Here is a 20,286-nt window from a genome sequence, read left to right as displayed (position 1 = left end):
AGATGTAACAAAAATAGACCGGACTAGCCCATGGACTTCGTGCCTTACGCGGTACCGTTTTTCATCGCCTTGATCGTGGTAGAGCTGCTTGCCGACCGCTGGCGCGGCGCGCGCAATTACCGGGTGGCAGACGCCATCAACAGCCTCAGCACCGGCGTGCTTTCCACCACCACGGGCTTGCTGACCAAAGGCGTGGGGCTGCTCACCTACGCGTTTGCCCTCAAACACTTGGCGCTGCTTGAATTGCCTGCCCAGAACCCCTGGACCTGGGTATTCGCTTTCGTGTTCTACGACTTCTGCTACTACTGGCTGCACCGCATGGGTCACGAGCGCAATATTTTGTGGGCCGCGCATTCGGTGCACCATCAGAGTGAGGACTACAACCTCAGCACCGCCCTGCGCCAGACCAGCACCGGTTTCCTGCTGAGCTGGATCTTCTACCTGCCGCTGGCGGTGGTCGGCGTGCCGCTGGTGGTGTTTATCAGCGTGGCGTCGCTCAACCTGCTGTACCAATTCTGGGTGCATACCCGCCACGTGCCCAAACTTGGCTGGTTCGAATGGTTCTTCGTCACACCGTCCAATCATCGGGCGCACCATGCACAAAACGCTCTCTACATGGATCGCAACTACGGCGGTGTGTTCATTATTTGGGACCGGCTGTTCGGCACCTTCCAGGAAGAAGACGACAACGAACCGGTGATTTTCGGCGTGACCACGCCCCTGGCCAGCTGGAACCCGCTGTGGGCCAACCTGCAGTTTTATGCCCAACTGTGGAGTGATGCGCGGCGCACCGAGAAGTGGTGGGACAAATTGCGCATCTGGTTCATGCGCACCGGCTGGCGCCCGGCGGACGTGAAAGCCAGGTACCCGTTGGCCAAGCACGACTTGAGTCAGTTCCGCAAATTCGAGGTGCCGCTGGATGTGCGCCAACAGGTGTACATCGCCCTGCAATTTGCCGCGTATGTGGGGTTTGGCAGCTATCTGATGAATTTCGGTGAAGGCCTGCCGACCGCCGCGTTGATTCTGGGCTGGAGTGCCATGGCACTGGGATTGTTTACCCTGGGCGTGGCCCTGGAGGACCGGCCGTGGGCGCTGAAGGCCGAGCTGACGCGGCTGGCGCTGAATGTGCCGCTGGTGTGGCTGGCGCCGCAGGTCGGGCTGTGGCCGGCCAGCAACCTGGGCTGGCTGGGCCTGGCGAGTTACAGCCTGCTTAGCGTGATCGGCCTCTACTGTTGCAGAAGCCGGCTTACTCGACTGGTGTCTTAGGCGCCTCGACCGCCGCCGGCTCGGCCGCGAGCCGGGCCTTGGCGTCGGCGCAGGCTTGACGGGCGATGCGCGCGTTCTTGATCCGGCGGCGCAGCCACAGGCCAAAGCCCAGCACCAGCAGCGCGCCCAGCACCCACAGCTCGTACTTCTTGACGCTGCCGAGCATGCCTTCGAGCACCGCGCCGAAGTGATACGCCGCTGCGCCCAGCGCTGCCGCCCAGATCGCCGCGCCAATGCCGTTGAGGATCAGGTAGCGCACCGGCGGATAACCGGAAAGGCCGATCGCCACGGGCATCACCGTGCGCAAGCCGTAGACGAAGCGGAAGCTCAGTACCCAGATGTCCGGGTGCTTGCGGATATGCTCCAGGGCTTTGTCGCCCATCAATTGCCAGCGCGGCTTGCGCGCCAACAGCTTGCGGCCGTGCTTGCGCCCCAGGAAGTACCACAACTGGTCGCCGGCATAGCTGCCGAAGAAGGCAACGACCACCACCAGATTGATGTCCATGTACCCACGGAACGCCAGGAAGCCTGCGAGCACAAGGATGGTCTCACCTTCAAAGAAGGTGCCCAGGAAGAGCGCAAAGTAGCCGAAGTCATGCAGGAATTGTTGAAGCATGGTCTGGGGTGCTGGCGAAATGAACGCGCAGCCTACGCCTTCGTGAACATTCATGAAAGTATCGAGATGTGTCTTGAAGTGAACAATTCCTACATAAATGACGAATGCGGCTACAGGTCGCACCGTTAAGCACAACTGTCATTCATTCGTCATAATGCCCGCTTATAACTGCAACGCTCGCCCGTAAACGCGGGCTCAGGAGTCTGTCGTGAGCTTTACCCCTGCCAATCGCCTGTTCCCCGCCACCCGCCTGCGTCGCAATCGTCGTGATGATTTTTCTCGCCGTCTGGTCCGTGAAAACGTGCTGACGACGAATGATCTGATCCTGCCGGTGTTTGTGCTCGACGGCGAGAATCGGCGCGAAGCAGTGGCGTCGATGCCGGGTGTGGAGCGCTTGACCATTGATCAGTTGCTGATCGAGGCGGCGGGTTGGGTCGAGCTGGGGATTCCGGCGGTGGCGTTGTTCCCGGTCACACCGGCGGGGCTCAAATCCCTCGACGCGGCCGAAGCCTGGAACCCGCAGGGCATCGCCCAGCGCGCCACCCGCGCCCTGCGCGAGCGTTTCCCGGAGCTGGGCGTGATCACCGATGTTGCCCTGGACCCGTTCACCACCCACGGCCAGGATGGCATTCTGGACGAAGACGGCTATGTTCAGAATGACATCACCGTCGATGCGCTGGTCAAGCAAGCCTTGTCCCATGCCGCAGCCGGTGCCCAGGTGGTTGCACCGTCGGACATGATGGACGGCCGCATCCAGGCGATCCGCGAAGCCCTGGAGCTGGCCGGTCACGTCAATGTGCGGATCATGGCCTACTCGGCCAAGTACGCCAGCGCCTATTACGGCCCGTTCCGCGATGCGGTGGGTTCGGCACTGAACCTGGGCAAGGCCAATAAGGCCTCGTACCAGATGGACCCGGCCAACAGCCACGAAGCCCTGCACGAAGTGGCGGCCGACCTGGCCGAAGGCGCCGACATGGTGATGGTCAAACCCGGGATGCCGTACCTGGACATCCTTTACCGGGTCAAAGAGGAATTCAAAGTGCCGACCTTTGTCTATCAGGTCAGCGGTGAATACGCCATGCACATGGCCGCGATCCAGAATGGTTGGTTGAGTGAAGGGGTGATCCTTGAATCCCTGACTGCCTTTAAACGTGCCGGCGCTGATGGCATCCTGACTTACTTCGCCGCCCGCGCTGCCCAATTGCTTAGAGAGCAACAATAGCCCTCACAGGAACACTTGATGAATACCGAAGGACTCACAGAAGTTGCCGTAAAAGACGCTCACCCGGTGGTTGAACCCGTCACCGAGACCCCGCCGGAGCTGGAGCCGGCCCCACCTGTCGTGGTGGTCGAAACACCGGCCCCGGCGCCTGTGGCGGTGGTGACCAACCTGGATGACAGCAGCCTGTACATCCATCGCGAGCTGTCACAACTGCAATTCAACATCCGCGTGCTGGAACAGGCGCTGGATGAGTCCTACCCGTTGCTGGAACGCCTGAAGTTCCTGCTGATCTTCTCCAGCAACCTGGACGAGTTCTTCGAAATCCGCGTCGCCGGCCTCAAGAAGCAGATCACCTTCGCCCGTGAACAAGCCGGCGCCGACGGCTTGCAACCGCATCAAGCGCTGGCGCGCATCAGCGAGCTGGTGCATGGCCACGTGGACCGCCAGTACGCGATCCTCAACGACATCCTGCTGCCGGAACTGGAGAAACATCAGGTCCGCTTCATCCGTCGCCGCCACTGGACCACCAAGATCAAGACCTGGGTGCGCCGTTACTTCCGTGACGAAATCGCGCCGATCATCACCCCGATCGGTCTCGACCCGACGCACCCGTTCCCGTTGCTGGTGAACAAGAGCCTCAACTTCATCGTCGAGCTGGAAGGCATCGACGCCTTCGGTCGCGATTCGGGCCTGGCGATCATCCCGGCGCCGCGCTTGCTGCCACGGATCATCAAAGTACCGGAAGAGGTGGGGGGCGCTGGCGATAACTATGTATTCCTGTCGTCGATGATCCATGCCCATGCCGATGACTTGTTCCAGGGCATGAAGGTCAAAGGCTGCTACCAGTTCCGCCTGACCCGCAACGCCGACCTGGCGCTGGACTCCGAAGACGTCGAAGACTTGGCCCGTGCCCTGCGCGGCGAGCTGTTCTCGCGGCGCTATGGTGATGCGGTACGCCTGGAAGTGGCCGACACCTGCCCGAAACATCTGTCGGATTACCTGCTCAAGCAGTTCAATCTGGGCGAGACCGAGCTGTATCAGGTCAACGGTCCGGTGAACCTGACGCGCCTGTTCAGCATTACCGGCCTGGACAGTCATCCGGAACTGCAATACACCCCGTTCACCCCGCAGATCCCGAAACTGCTGCAAAACAGCGAGAACATTTTCAGCGTGGTGAGCAAGCAGGACATCCTGTTGCTGCACCCGTTCGAGTCGTTCACCCCGGTGGTCGACCTGCTGCGCCAGGCCGCCAAGGACCCGCACGTTCTGGCCGTACGCCAGACCCTGTACCGCTCCGGTGCCAACTCGGAAATCGTTGACGCCCTGGTCGACGCTGCGCGCAACGGCAAGGAAGTCACCGCGGTGATCGAGTTGCGGGCGCGCTTCGACGAAGAGTCCAACCTGCAACTGGCCAGCCGCCTGCAAGCGGCCGGTGCGGTGGTGATCTACGGCGTGGTCGGCTTCAAGACCCACGCCAAGATGATGCTGATCCTGCGCCGCGAAGCGGGTGAGATTGTGCGCTACGCCCACTTGGGCACCGGCAACTACCACGCCGGCAACGCCAAGCTCTACACCGACTACAGCCTGCTGACTTCCGACGACGCTCTGTGCGAAGACGTCGGCAAGTTGTTCAGCCAGTTGATCGGTATGGGTAAGACGCTGCGCATGAAAAAGCTGCTGCATGCGCCGTTCACCCTCAAGAAGGGCATGCTCGACATGATTGCCCGCGAAACCCAGTTCGCCCTCGACGGCAAGCCGGCGCACATCATTGCCAAGTTCAACTCGCTGACCGATCCGAAGATCATCCGCGCGCTGTACAAGGCCAGCCAGTCCGGCGTACGCATCGACCTAGTGGTGCGCGGCATGTGCTGCCTGCGTCCGGGGATTGTCGGCGTATCGCACAACATCCACGTGCGCTCGATCATCGGCCGCTTCCTGGAACACACGCGGGTGTTCTATTTCCTCAATGGCGGCGAAGAGCAGATGTTCCTCTCCAGCGCCGACTGGATGGAGCGCAACCTCGACAAGCGTGTGGAGACTTGCTTCCCGGTGGAAGGCAAGAAGCTGATCATGCGCGTCAAGAAGGAGCTGGAAAGCTACCTGACCGACAACACCCACAGCTGGAGCCTGCAATCGGACGGGCGCTACGTGCGCAACACGCCAACCGGCAACCAGAACCCGCGCAGTGCGCAGGCGACGTTGTTGGAGCGGTTGGGTAGCCCGATCCTGGCGGTGAGCTGAAACCTGCGACAAACCTAATGTGGGAGCGGGCTTGCCCGCGATAGCGGTAGGTCAGTCAAAGATGCATTGACTGACACTCCGTCATCGCGGGCAAGCCCGCTCCCACATTTGTTTTTGCAGTGTTCTTTAGAGCGCCTCAGCGCACGTTCAGCGTGAACCCCACTCGCGTCAACCATTCCGCTTCTTGCGCAAAATCCGCCTGGGTCAGTTGGTTTTCATCCAGCCAGCCTTTCGGGAACACCACGTCCAGGCTCTCGCCGTCGGCGCGCAAGGTCACCTGGGGCATTTCCTGGGTACCACGGATGTGATGGAACAGGATCGCAAAACGCAGCAGCACGCACAGGCGGATCAGCTTGATGCCGTCGTCGCCGAACTCGGCGAACTTGTCCTTGGGGATGTTGCGGCGGTGGCCGCGCACCAGCAGGGCGAGCATCTGTTGGTCTTCGCGGGAGAACCCGGCGAGGTCGGAGTGCTCGATCAGGTAGGCGCCGTGCTTGTGGTAATGATAGTGGGCGATGTCCAGGCCCACTTCATGCACCTTGGCCGCCCAACCCAGCAGCTCACGCCAGACGCCGTCTTCCAGGTCCCAGTCGGCCGCGACCTGGTCGAAGGCGTGCAGGGCTTTGCGCTCCACGCGCACCGCTTGTTCCATGTCGACGTGATAGCGCTCCATCAGCGAGCCGAGGGTGCGCTCACGCACGTCTTCGTGGTGATGGCGGCCCAGCAGGTCGTAGAGCACGCCTTCACGCAGGGCTCCGTCGCAGTGGTCCATGCGTTGTAGTTCGAGGGCGTCGAAGATCGCCTCGAGAATCGCCAGGCCCGCCGGAAAGATGGTGCGACGGTCGGGCTTGATGCCGTCAAAGTCGATTTTTTCCGCGTCACCCAGCTTGAACAGCTTGCGCTTGAGCCACGCCAGGCCTTCGGCATTCACCTCGCCGGTGCCATGGCCGCCGGCTTTCAGGGCCAGGCCGATGGCGCGGATGGTGCCGGAGGAGCCGATGGCTTCGTCCCAGGTCAGGCGGTGCAGGGCGTGCTCGATGCTCATGATCTCCAGCCGCGCCGCCGTGTAGGCCTGGGCGTAGCGTGCCGGGGTGATCTTGCCGTCCTTGAAATAGCGCTGGGTGTAGCTGACGCAGCCCATCTGCAGGCTTTCGCGCAACAATGGCTCGAATCGTTGGCCGATGATGAATTCGGTACTGCCCCCGCCGATGTCGGCGACCAGGCGTTTGCCGGGGGTGTCGGCCAGGGTGTGGGATACACCGAGGTAGATCAGGCGTGCTTCCTCACGGCCGGAGATGACTTCCACCGGGTGCCCGAGGATCTCTTCGGCGCGGCGGATGAATTCGCCACGGTTGCGCGCTTCACGCAGAGCATTGGTGCCGACGATACGCACGGCGCCCAACGGCATACCGTTGATCAACTGGGCGAAACGCTTGAGGCAATCGAGGCCGCGTTGCATGGATTCTTCGTTGAGCTGACGCTCATCATCGATCCCGGCTGCCAGTTGTACTTTCTCGCCGAGCCGCTCAAGGATGCGGATCTCACCGTTCTGGGCCTTGGCCACGACCATGTGAAAGCTGTTGGAGCCCAGGTCGATGGCGGCGATCAGGGACAGATTCTTGGCTTGGGATTGCGGCATGGTTTGGGGGTCTCGGTCGATAACCTAGCCATCGTGCCACGATCGACCGCTGGAGCCAACGCGTAGTGCTTCGGGAATTTCGCTGAGGCCGCTTGTGGAGCTTTTTTGCAGAAAATATAGGTTGTCTTTACGGGCTTATGTCGAGGTGGATGACGGATATGTAGGAGTTGTTAACCGGGGACTGTTGTAGAACTTCTTATGACTTCTCCTACAGTGGTTGGTCGATGTTCTTTTTGTTTTATTGTTCTACGCCTACCGCTGAGGCGGGCTCTTTGCACAACTTGTCTTTTACGGGTCCTACGCTAACTGATGTGTTGTCTTATTCTTTAATGGAGTACCAAAGCGACAGACTGTCACCCGGCAATTTCGCCGTGGTGTTATTTATTTATGGATTTATATTTCCAGGATAAAAATAAATACGCCTGATAACTCTAAGTGACGGGTCGACTATGAAGAAAATTATTGGATTGACGCTTGGTATCGCTTGCCTGGCAGCAACGCTTAGCGCCCAGGCAACCACCAGCGCTCAGTTGGTGGTCAGGGGCTCAATTACACCTGCCGCCTGCAACCTCAGCCTGGCGGGCAGTGGCGTTGTCGATTACGGCGTGATCCGTTCCGGTGAACTGTCCCAGACAGCATTCAACCCGCGCGAGGAGAGGACCACTTCCCTGGTCGTCAACTGCGGTTCTACGCCAGCGAAGTTCGGCATCACCTTCACCGACCTGCAAGCGGGCAGCAAGGTGACGGGTATCCTGGGTGCCGGCTTTACCGAGGCGCAGAACTATGGCTTGGGCCTGGCAGGAAACCGCAGAACCGGCGGCTATTCGATCACGCTCAAGGATCTGCGGTCTTCCGGCGTAACGCTGTATCCGATCATGCGCTCCGGTGGCGGAGCTTGGCAGAGCAGTGATGGCAAGGTTGCGCAGTCACCCAGCCAGTACTCCTGGCGCAACGGTTCGACGATTACACCTGCCTCCATCACCCAACTGACAGGGACCATTGCAGTGAAGGCCGTCATCAATAAAGCCCAGGACCTGGACCTGAGCCGCGACGTCTCCATTGATGGGCGAGCCACGCTGGTATTGAGTTACATCTAAACGACGACAATACAGCCGTTCAAGAAGTGTAACTACTTCTTGTCGGCTGTTTTACGTGGGCGCTTGGCTATCAACCGTTACTTCATGGATTGCGGGGAATACTGCGTGCGTGGTTCTTCAGTAATAAACAGTGTGCTGTTACAGGTGGCAAGTTTATTTATTCTTTTAACCAATGTTGCGGCAGCGGACGGCATGCAGCCGGAAACTACTGTGGTCGTGCTGTATGAAGAAGCGGGTGAAGCCACACTCAATGTCAAGAACACGGACGCGGGCCCGGCGCTGCTGCATTCCGTCGTGGAAAATGTGCCCGAGGACCAGGCCCCGCTACTGATTGTCACGCCGCCGATCACACGGGTGGAGGCGGGCGATACGCAACTGGTGCGTTTTATCGGCACATCGACGGAACCGCTGAAGACCCAGCGGCTCAAGCGTGTGTCCTTCGAGGGGATTCCCCAGGCACGTGCCGCCGGCGCTGCGACCATCGGTATCACCCTGCGCCAGAATTTACCGCTGATCCTTCACCCGCGGGGCCTGCCTTGGCATCACACACCCTGGGAACTGCTGGTGTGGCGGCGGGCCGGTGAGCAGCTCACGGTGCATAACGACAGCGCGTATGTCGTACGCCTGGCGCCAGACGTGCGTTTGTTGCCGCAGGGCGTCCCGGCCACGTTGCCGCGTGCCTACCTCTTGCCGGGTGAAACGCTGACCGCGAAGGCCGACGGGCCCATGGCGGGCTCAGTCACGGTCGAGATCCAGCCGGCCACGGTCTACGGTTTCTCGGTAGACAGTTACCAGGCGCCGATCACCCAGGGCGAGGGTTGATCAGCCCATGACAAACCTGTCGAGTGTCCCCATTACGGCTTCTTCCAGGTCGCGCCGGCCGTCACTGTTCGTGGGGGTTGCCACGCTCTGGAGCTTGCCGGCCCTGGTATCGGCCCTCGAGTTGGGCGAGGGTTTCGACCTGGCGGCGCTTACCACCTTTGGCATTGACCCGAAGGTCTCCGATTATTTTCGCAGCGCCGCGCGTTTTCGCGAGGGCGTCCATGTGGTCGGTTTGCGGGTCAATGGAAACCCGCTCGGGCTGGTGGATGCCCGTTTCGACGCACAAGGCCGATTGTGTTTTACCCCTGGCTTGCTGGAAAAGGCCGGGTTGGTCAAACCCGATACGGTCATTGGCGAGGGCGCGGCACCGGGCGAGGCCTGTCATGACTTCCTCGGTGAGTTCCCGACGACGATGGTGAGGCTGCGCCCCGGCATCGACGAAGTCGCGTTGGTGGTGCCCACCCAGTCATTGCGCGAGCCCCAATGGGAAGCCGGACAATTTTCCCAAGGCGGAGGGGCGGCATTGTTCAATTATGACCTGCTGGGTTTTGACAGCCGCTCGCGCAGTGGGCCCAGCCGGTTCGTGTCGGCCTATACGGAGGCGGGCTTCAACTGGGAGGACTGGATCGTTCGCAGCCGCCAGTTCTACGTGTCGGATAACGGCAAGGTCCGCACCGAGCATCTGTACGCCTATGCCCAGCGGGACATCGCGGCGTTGCAGTCGACCTTTCAACTGGGCCAGATCTCCAGCAACAACCCGCTGTTTGGCGGTGTGCAGTTGTCGGGTTTGCAGTTTTCCCCCGATGGCCAGTCGCGGGTGCCGGCAGGCAGTCATAACGCGGTGGTCGAGGGGCTTGCCCATAGCCAGTCGCGGATCGAGGTGCGTCAATCCGGTGTGCTGATCCACAACACGCTGGTGCCCGAGGGGCCGTTTCGTCTGACGGGGTTGCCCCTGCTCAATGGCACCAGTGACCTTGAAGTCAGCGTGATCGATGTGCGGGGCGCCAAGCGCAGCTTTGTTGTACCGGCCGCGTCGTTCGGCGGCGCTGCGGCTGCCCCCGGCTACTACTTCTCGGTGGGGAAGGCGCGTGAAAGCACTGGCGAAGGGGCGGCGTCACCGATGGTTGCCATGGGCAGCGGCACCTGGGGGCTTGGGCGCGATGCGTCCATGGGGCTTGGCGTGTTGGGCGCCGAAGACTACTGGTCGGCGGGAGGCAGTTTGAGCAACGTGTTTTTCCAGCGGGTTGCAGTGGGCGCGCGCCACAACCTTTCCCGGGACAGCCGCAACGCAGTGTCCGGTTCGCGCAGTACCGTGTCGGTGAGCAGCCCCGTTTCCGCCAATGTGCAAGCCAACCTCAGCGCCACCCGCCAGACCCGTGGTTATCGGGAGGTGCTCGAAGCGGGCCGGTCATGGACGGCCGATGAGCTGGGTACGCGGTTCAAGAACCAATATACGGCGGGCATGAGCTGGGTCGATCCCTCGCTGGGCGTGTTCTCCCTGGGATATACCCGCAGTGCGCAATTCGACGGGCGGACCGCCGAGCAGGTGTTCGCTTCGTGGAACAAGTCGTTCAATCACGTGGATGTCGCGTTGATTGCCGATTCGCAGGTAGGCGGCACGCGTGATTCCACGCCCGACGGCAACCGCCGCAACGCGCCCCAGGACAATGACCTGGCGGTACGCCTGCAAGTCAGCGTGCCCCTGGGCGCTGATCGTCGCCTGAACAGCTATGCCAGCCGCCGTGGGGATCAGTTCGGCGCCGGCACTGCGCTGAACGAGCGGGTCAACGAGTACGTGAACTACGAGGTGGGCGTCGAGCGAGACCTCAAGGCTGGGGAGCAATCGACTCGCGCTCATGTCGACCTGCTGCCGCGCTATACGCGGGTCGGCCTGGGGGTCAGTCGCGACCCGCTGGGCACCAGCTACTCGGGACAGTTGCAGGGCGGGATCGTGGCACACGAGCGCGGCGTGACCTTTTCGCCCTACGCCGTACAGGACACGTTTGGCATCGTTTCCGTGGGCGACATCGGCTCGGCCCGGATCGAAACCCCGCAAGGCCCGGTGTGGACCGACTACCGTGGGCACGCGGTGATCGCCGGCTTGCCGGCGTATACCAACAGCCGCGTCGAAGTGCAGACCCGCTCGCTGCCCAAGCGCGTCGACTTGAAGAACGGCACCCAGGTGCTTGCCGCTGGCCGTGGTTCCGTCAATACCGTGGATTTCGATGTGGTGAAAGTCCGTCGCGTGTTGCTCAACGCCAGTGATGCGCAAGGCCGACCACTGCCCCAGGGGGCTGCGGTACTCGGCAAGGGCAACCGCTTCCTTACCAGCGTGGCGGGTGAAGGCATGGTTTTTCTGAATGATGTCAATGAGTCGCAAGACCTGCGGGTATCACTGCCGGACTCCTCCACCTGCTCACTGCGTTTCGACGCCGAGGCCAAGCCGGATAATGACAAGTTCTACGAAACTGCATCGGCGGTGTGCCATGCTCTTTAAGTGGGCAATGCTGCTTTGCGCGTTACTGATCGCTCCGGGAGCGTGGGCCGAAAACTGCCGCTTGTCGTTGAGCCAGGCTCATATCGACTACGGTGCCATTCGCCGGGCCGGGCCGGTGACAGGCGCCTCCATGGCACTGCCGACTCGCTCGCTGCATCTGACTGTGCTGTGTGCCGAGCCCTCGGCAATGGCGTTGCGCTTTACCGGCGCGGCTGCCGATGGCCAGGGGTTTCAGTTTGGTCGCCCAGGGCGCTTTCGCCTGAGCCTCAAGCACGCGCGGGTGGACGGCCGCGCGGTCGAGTGGGCGGCGATGCAACGGCCCGACGAGTCGGCGGATGGGCAATTGCTGCCTGGCCAGACCCTGGAGGTGCGAGTGGCGGGGATGCGGGTGGCAGGGCGAAGGCTGACCGCTCAAGTCGACATCGACACCGACCTGCCAGCCGATGCCCTGGAGGTGCGCAACGAGGCGCGCCTGGAAGGACGCGGCAGCCTTGAGCTGATCAGCCTGCCTGCTCCACCGAGCCAATGAAGTTGGCGAGTTCAGTGGTCTGCGGGTTGGCGAACAGCACCTTGGGGTCGCCCACTTCATGCACCTTGCCCTGGTGCATGAACACCAGCTTGTCGCCGACTTCGCGGGCGAAGCGCATTTCGTGGGTCACCATGATCAGGGTCATGCCGTCCTTGGCCAGCTGGCGCACCACGCTGAGCACTTCGTTGACCAACTCCGGGTCCAGGGCCGAGGTGATTTCGTCGCACAGCAAGACTTTCGGCGACATGGCCAGCGCACGGGCAATCGCCACGCGTTGTTGCTGGCCGCCGGACAAGCGATCAGGGAAGGCATCGAATTTTTCGCCGAGCCCGACGCGTTCCAGCATCTGCCTGGCCAGTTGCGCGGCCTTGGCCTTGGGCACTTTCTGCACCACCTGTGGTGCGAGCATCACGTTTTCGCCCACCGTCAGGTGTGGGAACAGGTTGAATTGCTGGAACACCATGCCGACTTTCTGTCGCAGGCTGCGCAGGTCGGCGCGAGCGGCGTCGAGGTACTCGCCGTCGACTTCGATCACGCCGTCGTTGATCGATTCCAGGCCGTTGAGAGTGCGCAGCAAGGTGGACTTGCCCGAGCCGCTGCGGCCGATGATCGCCACCACCTGGCCTTCTTCAACGGTCAGGTCGATGCCCTTTAGGACGTGGTGATCGCCGTAATACTTATGCAGGGCGGAAATTCTAAGCAGAGGCATGCAGTCTCCTTTCCAGGTAGCGCGCGCTGAGGGACAGGGGGTAGCAGAGCAAAAAGTAACCAAGGGCCACCAGGCCGTAGACCATGAAGGGCTCGAAGGTGGCGTTGGCGAGCATGCCGCCGGTCTTGGTCAGTTCGGTGAAGCCGATGATCGAGGTCACGGCGGTGCCTTTGACCACCTGCACCGAGAAGCCCACGGTGGGCGCCACGGCAATTCGCAGGGCCTGGGGCAGGATCACGTAGCGCAGTTGCTCCAGTGGGTTGAGCGCCAGGCTGGCCGAGGCCTCCCATTGCCCGTGGGCGATGGAGTCGACGCAGCCGCGCCAGATTTCGGCGAGGTAGGCACTGGTGAACAGGGTCAGGGCAATCGCGGCGGCAAGCCAGGGCGAAATATCCACGCCGAGCAGGGCGATACCGAAAAACACCAGGAACAGTTGCATCAGCAACGGTGTGCCCTGGAACAATTCGATATAGGTGCGCGCCACGTTCCGCGGGAACGCCTTGCTGCTGATGCGCAGGGTCATCACCAGCAAGCCGATCAAGCCGCCGCCGATGAACGCCACCAGCGACAGCAGCAGGGTCCATTGCAGGCCGGTGAGCAGGTTGCGCACGATGTCCCAGAACGAAAAATCACTCATCGGCTATTCCTCATCACAAACCGGCGGCCGATCCAGTTGAGCAACTGGCGAATCATCAAGGCCATGCACAGGTACACCAGGGTGGTCAGGGCATAGGTTTCAAAGGCGCGGAAATTGCGCGATTGGATAAAGTTGGCGGCAAAGCTCAACTCTTCGGTGGCGATCTGCGAGCACACTGCCGAACCGAGCATCACGATGATGATCTGGCTGCTCAGGGCCGGCCACACCTTGCCCAGTGCCGGTAGCAGCACCACGTGGCGAAACGCTTCGAAACGCGTCATCGCCAGCGCCGCTGCGGCTTCCAGTTGCCCACGGGGGACGGCCTGGATGCCGGCGCGGATGATTTCGGTGGAGTAGGCGCCCAGGTTGATCACCATCGCCAGCACGGCGGCTTGCCATTCGGTGATCTTCAGCCCCAGGGACGGCAGGCCGAAGAAGATGAAGAACAGCTGCACCAGGAACGGCGTGTTGCGGATCAACTCGACGTACACGCCGAAGAACCAGGCGAACGGCTGGATCTTCCACGCCCGCACCACGGCGCCGGCAGTACCCAGGGCCACCCCGAGAATCGCGCCAATGGCGGTCAACTCCAAGGTGAACAGCGCGCCACGCAGCAGCAGGTCGGTGTTGGCCAGCACGGGCACAAAGTCGAACTGATAGGCCATGGGTCAACTCCGCCTTCAAAGATCGGCCGGCAAAGGCTCTTTCAGCCATTGCAGGGCGTTCTTTTCCAGGCTGCCATCGGCCTTGGCGGACACCAGGATCTGGTTGACCTTTTCCAGCAGCGCCGGCTCGTTCTTGTTCACGCCCACGTACACCGGCGAATCCTTGAGCTTCACCTTCAGCGCCGGCACGCGTTTGGGGCTGCGCTCGCTGATCGCGACCATCACCACGTTGCCGCTGGCGATCAGGTCGACCTGGCCGGCCAGGTAGGCGGCGATGGTCGAATTGTTGTCTTCGAAGCGCTTGATCGTGGCTTCCTTGGGCGCAACGGCGGTCAGTTCGATGTCTTCGATGGCGCCACGGGTCACGCTGATGGTCTTGCCCTTGAGGTCGTCGAGGCCAGTGATCGCCGCGTCAGGCGGGCCGAATACGGCCAGGTAGAACGGCGCGTAGGCCTTGGAGAAGTCGATGACCTTTTCCCGCTCGGGGTTCTTGCCCAGGCTGGAGATCACCAGGTCGACCTTGCCGGTGGTCAGGAACGGAATGCGGTTGGTGCTGTTGACCGGGGTCAGCTCCAGCTTGACCTTGAGCTGGTCGGCCAGCAGCTTGGCGGTGTCGATGTCCAGGCCCCGCGGTTTCATATCCGGGCCGACCGAGCCGAAGGGCGGGAAGTCCTGGGGCACGGCGACCTTGAGGGTGCCACGGGCGACGATGTCGTCCAGACCGTTGGCCTGGGCGGGTGCCTGGCTCAGCATCAGGCTGGCAAACAGGGCAGTGAGCAGGGCGCTGTAGCGCTTGGTCATGGCAACTCTCCGAGAAGGGCGAAGGGGTTTTCTGGATTGGGCTGATGGAGTAATTGCACAGCCCATGCCAGCCTGCGCAGGATCGTCTGCAAGGCAGGGTTTTGCTGCGCTGCGCTGGTCTTACTGGTCTGAACAGTGGTGGGGCTTTTCGCACCCTTTTCGAGCGCCGTTAAAACCGCGCGAGCCCCTTTGGGGCGTGGCTTGCCGCCGGCCGCGAATAGCTTTACAACTAGCCGCTCAGTTGACTGGAACCTTGAGTTTTTTATGAATTCCATCGCCCAAGCCGTACCGGAAGCGGCCCTGCAGGCCATCCGCAAACTGATCAAGGAGCAAGGCTTCGGGCCGGGCGATGCATTGCCGTCCCAGCGCGATCTGGCGCTGCAGTTGGGGGTGAGCCGGGCGTCTTTGCGCGAGGCGCTGTCGTCTTTGAGCGCCTTGGGCGTGGTCAGCGTGCAGCCGGGCAAAGGTGTGTTTGTGCAAGCAGTCGACGAGGCGCCGGGATTTGCCTGGCCGTTTGCGGCGCAGGCCACGCCGTTGGATATTTTCCAGTTGCGCTATGCCCTTGAAGGCTTTGCGGCGGGTTTGGCGGCGGTGACGTTGACCATCGACGAGCTGGACAGCCTGGACGATAACGTCGAGGCGATGCGCAAGGTGCTCAAAGCCGGTGACTTTGAAGCGGCGGCGCGGCTGGACTTCGAATTCCACCAGCGCATCCTGCTGGCCAGTGGCAATCAGGCGATGGTGAGCATCCTGAGCGCCAGCGCCGAGGTGTTCCTGGAAAGTCAGAAACTACCGTTCATCCGGCCGGAGCGGGCCATGGAAACCTGGCAGGAACACCGCAAGATCCTGCGCGCCCTGGCCCGGCGCGCCAGTGCGGCGGCGCAGAAAACCATGCAGGAACACGTGCGCAATGCGGCGCTGCGCACCGGCATTGCCTTTGTGACTCCCGTAGCGCCTTGAGTTGGGCTATACCCAAACTCATGCACCACCATAGCAAGACTCAATCAGAGGCGGCTTCCTGAACGGGGGAAGGGCAGCTATGATGGGCCACGTTTTTTTTGCTTACAATCCGGAGACATCCATGAGCAACGATCTTATCAAGCACGTCACCGACGCGACCTTTGAGGCCGAAGTACTCAAGGCTCAAGGCCCGGTGCTGGTTGACTACTGGGCTGAATGGTGCGGCCCTTGCAAAATGATCGCTCCTGTTCTGGACGACATTGCAACCACCTACGAAGGCAAATTGACCATTGCCAAGCTGAACATCGACGACAACCAGGAAACCCCGGCCAAGCACGGCGTGCGTGGTATCCCGACGCTGATGCTGTTCAAGAACGGTAACGTCGAAGCCACTAAAGTGGGCGCGCTGTCGAAGTCCCAGTTGCAAGCTTTCCTCGACGCGAACATCTAAACGTCGTCAGAAAGGCCCCGCAAATTGCGGGGCTTTTTCGTGAAACAGGGCTAGACGCTCCGAAACTCAGGTGGTACATTCGGCCCCGCACTGGTTTCTCCACTGCCCCCTGCATGCCGTCGCCGACGCACTCCTTTTCGATTAGTACGCGATCCTGTCGCCTTCTCTGCGGCGCGGCCTCATTAAGCCAAAAGCTTAATTTCCCCCCTCCATAAATGATTACGTCATTCCTATATGAATCTGACTGAACTCAAGCAAAAGCCGATTACCGACCTGCTCCAGCTGGCCGAAGAAATGGGCATAGAAAATATGGCCCGTTCGCGCAAGCAGGACGTGATTTTCTCCCTGCTGAAAAAGCACGCGAAAAGCGGCGAGGAAATCTCCGGTGATGGCGTGCTGGAGATTCTCCAGGACGGCTTCGGCTTCCTCCGCTCTGCAGACGCCTCCTATCTTGCCGGCCCAGACGACATTTACGTCTCGCCGAGCCAGATCCGTCGCTTCAACTTGCGCACCGGTGACACCATCGTTGGCAAGATCCGCCCTCCAAAGGAAGGCGAGCGTTATTTCGCCCTGCTCAAGGTCGACACGATCAACTTCGATCGTCCTGAGAACGCGAAAAACAAGATTCTCTTCGAGAACCTGACTCCGCTGTTCCCGACTGTGCGCATGAAGATGGAAGCCGGCAACGGTTCCACCGAAGACTTGACCGGTCGTGTGATCGACCTGTGCGCCCCGATCGGCAAAGGCCAGCGTGGTCTGATCGTCGCACCGCCGAAAGCCGGTAAGACCATCATGCTGCAGAACATTGCAGCGAACATCGCGCGTAACAACCCTGAAGTTCACCTGATCGTGCTGCTGATCGATGAGCGTCCGGAAGAAGTGACCGAAATGCAGCGCACCGTGCGCGGCGAAGTGGTTGCCTCGACGTTCGATGAGCCGCCAACCCGCCATGTGCAGGTTGCCGAAATGGTGATCGAGAAGGCCAAGCGCCTGGTCGAACACAAGAAGGACGTGGTGATCCTGCTTGACTCCATCACCCGTCTGGCCCGTGCCTACAACACCGTGATCCCGAGCTCCGGCAAGGTATTGACCGGTGGTGTCGACGCCCACGCCCTGGAGAAACCGAAGCGTTTCTTCGGCGCCGCGCGCAACATCGAAGAAGGCGGCTCGCTGACCATTATCGCCACCGCACTGGTTGAAACCGGTTCGAAGATGGACGAAGTGATCTACGAAGAGTTCAAGGGTACCGGCAACATGGAACTGCCCCTGGACCGTCGCATCGCGGAAAAACGCGTATTCCCGGCCATCAACATCAACCGTTCCGGCACCCGCCGTGAAGAGTTGCTGACTGCCGACGACGAACTGCAGCGCATGTGGATCCTGCGCAAGCTGCTGCACCCGATGGATGAAGTTGCTGCCATCGAGTTCCTGGTCGACAAGCTGAAGACCACCAAGACCAACGACGAGTTCTTCTTGTCGATGAAGCGTAAGTAATACGACGCTTGCGGTCCGAAAGAATGGCGCCCCCAGGGGCGCCATTTTTTTTGCGCCCGCTTTTTAAGTGCTCCGGCAGCCAAATGCCCCTCGGAGCAGGTAGGATGTACGCCTATTTTACGGGTGGCATGGTTAATGAAATTCAAGGATCTTCGGGATTTCGTGCAGCAGCTTGAGCAGCGCGGAGAGTTGAAACGTATCCAGATGCCGGTTTCCCCGGTGCTGGAAATGACTGAGATTTGCGACCGTACCCTGCGCAACAAGGGCCCGGCGCTGCTCTTCGAAAACCCGACCGGCTTTGATATTCCGGTGCTCGGCAACCTGTTTGGCACCCCCGAGCGCGTGGCGTTTGGCATGGGCGCCGAGTCGGTCAGCGAGCTGCGCGAAATCGGCAAGCTGCTGGCTTTCCTCAAGGAGCCCGAGCCGCCCAAGGGGTTGAAGGACGCCTGGTCGAAGCTGCCGATCTTCCGCAAGATCATTGCCATGGCCCCCAAGGTGGTCAAGGACGCGGTGTGCCAGGAAGTGGTCATCGAAGGTGATGACGTCGACCTCGCCATGCTGCCGGTGCAGACCTGCTGGCCCGGCGACGTCGGCCCGCTGATCACCTGGGGCCTGACCGTCACCAAAGGCCCGAACAAGGACCGCCAGAACCTCGGCATCTACCGCCAGCAAGTAATCGGCCGCAACAAGGTGATCATGCGTTGGCTGAGCCACCGTGGCGGCGCGCTGGATTACCGTGAATGGTGCGAAAAACACCCAGGCCAGCCATTCCCGGTCTCCGTGGCCCTGGGCGCCGACCCGGCCACCATCCTTGGCGCCGTGACGCCGGTGCCTGACAGCCTGTCCGAATACGCCTTCGCCGGCCTGCTGCGCGGTAACCGCACCGAGCTGGTGAAGTGCCGTGGCAACGACCTGCAAGTGCCGGCCACCGCCGAAATCATCCTCGAAGGCGTGATCCACCCGGGGGAAATGGCCGACGAAGGCCCGTACGGCGATCACACCGGCTACTACAACGAAGTCGACAGCTTCCCGGTGTTCACCGTCGAGCGCATTACCCACCGGATCAAGCCGATCTACCACAGCACCTACACTGGCCGGCCGCCGGATGAGCCGGCCATTCTGGGCGTGGCGCTCAACGAAGTGTTCGTGCCGATCCTGCAAAAGCAATTCCCGGAAATCACCGACTTCTACCTGCCGCCGGAAGGCTGTTCGTACCGCATGGCCATCGTGACCATGAAGAAGTCGTACCCAGGCCACGCCAAGCGGGTAATGCTCGGTGTGTGGTCGTTTTTGCGACAGTTCATGTACACCAAGTTCGTTATCGTCACCGACGACGACATCAACGCCCGCGACTGGAACGACGTGATCTGGGCCATCACCACGCGCATGGACCCCAAGCGCGACACGGTGATGATCGACAACACGCCGATCGACTACCTCGACTTCGCTTCGCCGGTGTCGGGCCTGGGCTCGAAGATGGGCCTGGACGCCACCCACAAATGGCCGGGTGAAACCACGCGCGAGTGGGGCCGGGTGATCGTCAAGGACGAAGCTGTCACAGCCCGTGTCGATGCAATGTGGAAAGAATTGGGAATAGATTGATGCGTGTAACCCTGCAACCGTCCGGCGCCGTGCTGGAGTTGGTCCCTGGCGAGCGAATCCTCGAAGGCGCCCGTCGCCTGGGCTACGAGTGCCCCCAGGCCTGTCGCAACGGCGTGTGCCACATATGCGCGGCGTTGCTGGTGGAAGGCCGGGTGCAGCAAGCCGGTGAGGTGCGCGACCACGGTGAGTTCTACACTTGTATCGCCGAGCCGCTGGAAGATTGCATTGTGTTGTGGGATGGCGTGCTGGCGCCGGGAGAGTTGCCGTTGCGCAAGTTGTCGTGCCAGTTGAGTGAGTGCGTGGACGTCGGCGGCGACGTGTGGCGCGTGCGCCTGCGTGCACCGGCCGGCAAGGCGGTGCGTTACCACGCCGGGCAATACCTGATGATCGAGCGGGACAATGGCGACAAGTCGGCGTTCTCCCTGGCCTCGGCGCCCCACGCCGGGCGTGACTTGGAGCTGCACGTGCTGGCCCGTGAAGACAGCGCCCGCAGCTTGCTGGCGCAGTTGCAGCGCAACCAGATGGCGCGCGTCGAGCTGCCATTTGGCGACACCCACTTGGCCGAACTGCCGGACGGGCCGCTGGTGCTGATCGCCGCCGGCACCGGCATGGCACAGATGCACAGCTTGATCGAACACTGCCGCGCCTCGGGCTTCAAGCACCCGGTGCATCTGTATTGGGGCGTACGTCGCCCGGAAGATTTCTACGCCATCGAGCACTGGGACCAGTGGCTGCAACTGCCCAACCTGTTCCTGCACAAAGTTGTCAGCGACCTGTGCGGCTGGGACGGGCGTTGCGGGTTGTTGCATGAAGCAGTGTGTGAGGACATCGCCGACCTCAAGGCCGTGCACGTGTATGCCAGTGGTTCGCCGGCGATGATATACGGCACATTGGATGCCCTGGTCGAAGCCGGGATGGACGCGCACCAGATGCGCGCCGACGTGTTTGCCTACGCTCCCCGTCCATAAATAACTGGCCTACACCGATCAAAATGTGGGAGCGGGCTTGTGTGGGAGCGGGCTTGCTCGCGAAAGCGGT

The 20,286-nt window shown here is 61.4% G+C and carries 18 protein-coding genes; 12 read left to right on the top strand and 6 right to left on the bottom strand.

All coding sequences use genetic code 11. The annotated features are described in order from the left end of the window. The first annotated feature begins 30 nt into the window (after positions 1–30). Entirely contained in the window at positions 31–1,266 is a 1,236-nt protein-coding gene (locus tag AC3ISR_RS27295) for a sterol desaturase family protein (RefSeq protein ID WP_463983673.1), read from the top strand. On the opposite strand, the gene AC3ISR_RS27290 is transcribed toward AC3ISR_RS27295, so the two are convergent. Then, a complete protein-coding gene (locus tag AC3ISR_RS27290; RefSeq protein ID WP_192298241.1) occupies positions 1,247–1,882 on the bottom strand; it encodes a DedA family protein in 636 nt (211 codons plus the stop codon). The genes AC3ISR_RS27295 and AC3ISR_RS27290 overlap by 20 nt on opposite strands. 208 nt (positions 1,883–2,090) lie before the next feature. On the opposite strand from AC3ISR_RS27290, the gene hemB reads away from it, so the two are divergent. Then, positions 2,091–3,104: a porphobilinogen synthase gene (gene hemB / locus AC3ISR_RS27285; RefSeq protein WP_192297947.1), complete on the top strand. Its 1,014-nt coding sequence runs from the start codon at positions 2,091–2,093 to the stop codon at positions 3,102–3,104. A gap of 18 nt (positions 3,105–3,122) precedes the next feature. After that, positions 3,123–5,345 (top strand): polyphosphate kinase 1, encoded by a 2,223-nt coding sequence (gene ppk1, locus AC3ISR_RS27280; RefSeq protein WP_192297946.1) that lies wholly within the window; start codon positions 3,123–3,125, stop codon positions 5,343–5,345. Between the two features lie 136 nt (positions 5,346–5,481). On the opposite strand, the gene ppx is transcribed toward ppk1, so the two are convergent. Beyond that, a complete protein-coding gene (gene ppx, locus AC3ISR_RS27275; RefSeq protein ID WP_192297945.1) occupies positions 5,482–6,984 on the bottom strand; it encodes an exopolyphosphatase in 1,503 nt (500 codons plus the stop codon). Positions 6,985–7,433: 449 nt separating this feature from the next. Between ppx and AC3ISR_RS27270 the strand changes: the two genes are divergently transcribed. The 4 genes from AC3ISR_RS27270 (at position 7,434) to AC3ISR_RS27255 (ending at position 11,929) form a co-directional block, all read left to right on the top strand. Continuing rightward, a complete protein-coding gene (locus AC3ISR_RS27270; protein ID WP_192297944.1) occupies positions 7,434–8,081 on the top strand; it encodes a DUF1120 domain-containing protein in 648 nt (215 codons plus the stop codon). 84 nt (positions 8,082–8,165) lie between these two features. Beyond that, positions 8,166–8,903 (top strand): fimbria/pilus chaperone family protein, encoded by a 738-nt coding sequence (locus AC3ISR_RS27265; RefSeq protein ID WP_192298240.1) that lies wholly within the window; start codon positions 8,166–8,168, stop codon positions 8,901–8,903. A 7-nt stretch (positions 8,904–8,910) separates the two neighbouring features. Beyond that, entirely contained in the window at positions 8,911–11,400 is a 2,490-nt protein-coding gene (locus tag AC3ISR_RS27260) for a fimbria/pilus outer membrane usher protein (RefSeq protein WP_463983672.1), read from the top strand. Beyond that, positions 11,390–11,929, top strand: coding sequence for a DUF1120 domain-containing protein (locus AC3ISR_RS27255; RefSeq protein ID WP_192297942.1), 540 nt, complete (start codon positions 11,390–11,392; stop codon positions 11,927–11,929). Before AC3ISR_RS27260 ends, AC3ISR_RS27255 begins: the two co-directional genes overlap by 11 nt. On the opposite strand, the gene AC3ISR_RS27250 is transcribed toward AC3ISR_RS27255, so the two are convergent. Genes AC3ISR_RS27250 through AC3ISR_RS27235 form a run of 4 tightly spaced genes read right to left on the bottom strand, consistent with a single transcriptional unit; the run spans position 11,901 to position 14,741 of the window. After that, entirely contained in the window at positions 11,901–12,638 is a 738-nt protein-coding gene (locus AC3ISR_RS27250; protein ID WP_192297941.1) for an amino acid ABC transporter ATP-binding protein, read from the bottom strand. The genes AC3ISR_RS27255 and AC3ISR_RS27250 overlap by 29 nt on opposite strands. Then, positions 12,625–13,275 carry an amino acid ABC transporter permease gene (locus AC3ISR_RS27245; protein WP_192297940.1) on the bottom strand — a complete coding sequence of 217 codons (651 nt, stop codon included), beginning with the start codon at positions 13,273–13,275 and terminating at the stop codon, positions 12,625–12,627. The genes AC3ISR_RS27250 and AC3ISR_RS27245 overlap by 14 nt, the downstream gene beginning before the upstream one ends. Continuing rightward, positions 13,272–13,940: an amino acid ABC transporter permease gene (locus tag AC3ISR_RS27240; RefSeq protein WP_192297939.1), complete on the bottom strand. Its 669-nt coding sequence runs from the start codon at positions 13,938–13,940 to the stop codon at positions 13,272–13,274. Before AC3ISR_RS27240 ends, AC3ISR_RS27245 begins: the two co-directional genes overlap by 4 nt. A 15-nt stretch (positions 13,941–13,955) precedes the next feature. Further along, positions 13,956–14,741, bottom strand: a complete 786-nt coding sequence (locus tag AC3ISR_RS27235) for a transporter substrate-binding domain-containing protein (RefSeq protein ID WP_192297938.1) — start codon at positions 14,739–14,741, stop codon at positions 13,956–13,958. A gap of 264 nt (positions 14,742–15,005) precedes the next feature. On the opposite strand from AC3ISR_RS27235, the gene AC3ISR_RS27230 reads away from it, so the two are divergent. The 5 genes from AC3ISR_RS27230 to AC3ISR_RS27210 all read left to right on the top strand — a co-directional run bounded on the left by AC3ISR_RS27230 (position 15,006) and on the right by AC3ISR_RS27210 (position 20,216). Continuing rightward, positions 15,006–15,701, top strand: coding sequence for a FadR/GntR family transcriptional regulator (locus AC3ISR_RS27230; protein WP_192297937.1), 696 nt, complete (start codon positions 15,006–15,008; stop codon positions 15,699–15,701). Between the two features lie 121 nt (positions 15,702–15,822). Then, a complete protein-coding gene (trxA, locus tag AC3ISR_RS27225; RefSeq protein ID WP_003213989.1) occupies positions 15,823–16,152 on the top strand; it encodes a thioredoxin TrxA in 330 nt (109 codons plus the stop codon). Between the two features lie 234 nt (positions 16,153–16,386). After that, a complete protein-coding gene (rho, locus tag AC3ISR_RS27220) occupies positions 16,387–17,646 on the top strand; it encodes a transcription termination factor Rho (protein WP_016973082.1) in 1,260 nt (419 codons plus the stop codon). Positions 17,647–17,781: 135 nt separating this feature from the next. Continuing rightward, positions 17,782–19,248: a 4-hydroxy-3-polyprenylbenzoate decarboxylase gene (ubiD, locus tag AC3ISR_RS27215; RefSeq protein ID WP_305391716.1), complete on the top strand. Its 1,467-nt coding sequence runs from the start codon at positions 17,782–17,784 to the stop codon at positions 19,246–19,248. Continuing rightward, a complete protein-coding gene (locus AC3ISR_RS27210; protein WP_192297935.1) occupies positions 19,248–20,216 on the top strand; it encodes a CDP-6-deoxy-delta-3,4-glucoseen reductase in 969 nt (322 codons plus the stop codon). The genes ubiD and AC3ISR_RS27210 overlap by 1 nt, the downstream gene beginning before the upstream one ends. Positions 20,217–20,286: the final 70 nt, after the last annotated feature.

The sequence above is a fragment of the Pseudomonas sp. GL_117 genome (assembly GCF_057835125.1).
This window is presented reverse-complemented; position numbering and strand designations above follow the sequence as displayed.

Excerpts from the sequence above, each read along its gene's own strand:
- AC3ISR_RS27295 (WP_463983673.1), top strand. The coding sequence starts at position 31 with ATGGACTTCGTGCCTTACGCGGTACCGTTTTTCATCGCCTTGATCGTG.
- AC3ISR_RS27290 (WP_192298241.1), bottom strand. The coding sequence starts at position 1,882 with ATGCTTCAACAATTCCTGCATGACTTCGGCTACTTTGCGCTCTTCCTG.
- ppk1 (WP_192297946.1), top strand. The coding sequence starts at position 3,123 with ATGAATACCGAAGGACTCACAGAAGTTGCCGTAAAAGACGCTCACCCG.
- ppx (WP_192297945.1), bottom strand. The coding sequence starts at position 6,984 with ATGCCGCAATCCCAAGCCAAGAATCTGTCCCTGATCGCCGCCATCGAC.
- AC3ISR_RS27270 (WP_192297944.1), top strand. The coding sequence starts at position 7,434 with ATGAAGAAAATTATTGGATTGACGCTTGGTATCGCTTGCCTGGCAGCA.
- AC3ISR_RS27265 (WP_192298240.1), top strand. The coding sequence starts at position 8,166 with ATGGATTGCGGGGAATACTGCGTGCGTGGTTCTTCAGTAATAAACAGT.
- AC3ISR_RS27260 (WP_463983672.1), top strand. The coding sequence starts at position 8,911 with ATGACAAACCTGTCGAGTGTCCCCATTACGGCTTCTTCCAGGTCGCGC.
- AC3ISR_RS27255 (WP_192297942.1), top strand. The coding sequence starts at position 11,390 with ATGCTCTTTAAGTGGGCAATGCTGCTTTGCGCGTTACTGATCGCTCCG.
- AC3ISR_RS27250 (WP_192297941.1), bottom strand. The coding sequence starts at position 12,638 with ATGCCTCTGCTTAGAATTTCCGCCCTGCATAAGTATTACGGCGATCAC.
- AC3ISR_RS27245 (WP_192297940.1), bottom strand. The coding sequence starts at position 13,275 with ATGAGTGATTTTTCGTTCTGGGACATCGTGCGCAACCTGCTCACCGGC.
- AC3ISR_RS27240 (WP_192297939.1), bottom strand. The coding sequence starts at position 13,940 with ATGGCCTATCAGTTCGACTTTGTGCCCGTGCTGGCCAACACCGACCTG.
- AC3ISR_RS27235 (WP_192297938.1), bottom strand. The coding sequence starts at position 14,741 with ATGACCAAGCGCTACAGCGCCCTGCTCACTGCCCTGTTTGCCAGCCTG.
- AC3ISR_RS27230 (WP_192297937.1), top strand. The coding sequence starts at position 15,006 with ATGAATTCCATCGCCCAAGCCGTACCGGAAGCGGCCCTGCAGGCCATC.
- trxA (WP_003213989.1), top strand. The coding sequence starts at position 15,823 with ATGAGCAACGATCTTATCAAGCACGTCACCGACGCGACCTTTGAGGCC.
- rho (WP_016973082.1), top strand. The coding sequence starts at position 16,387 with ATGAATCTGACTGAACTCAAGCAAAAGCCGATTACCGACCTGCTCCAG.
- ubiD (WP_305391716.1), top strand. The coding sequence starts at position 17,782 with ATGAAATTCAAGGATCTTCGGGATTTCGTGCAGCAGCTTGAGCAGCGC.
- AC3ISR_RS27210 (WP_192297935.1), top strand. The coding sequence starts at position 19,248 with ATGCGTGTAACCCTGCAACCGTCCGGCGCCGTGCTGGAGTTGGTCCCT.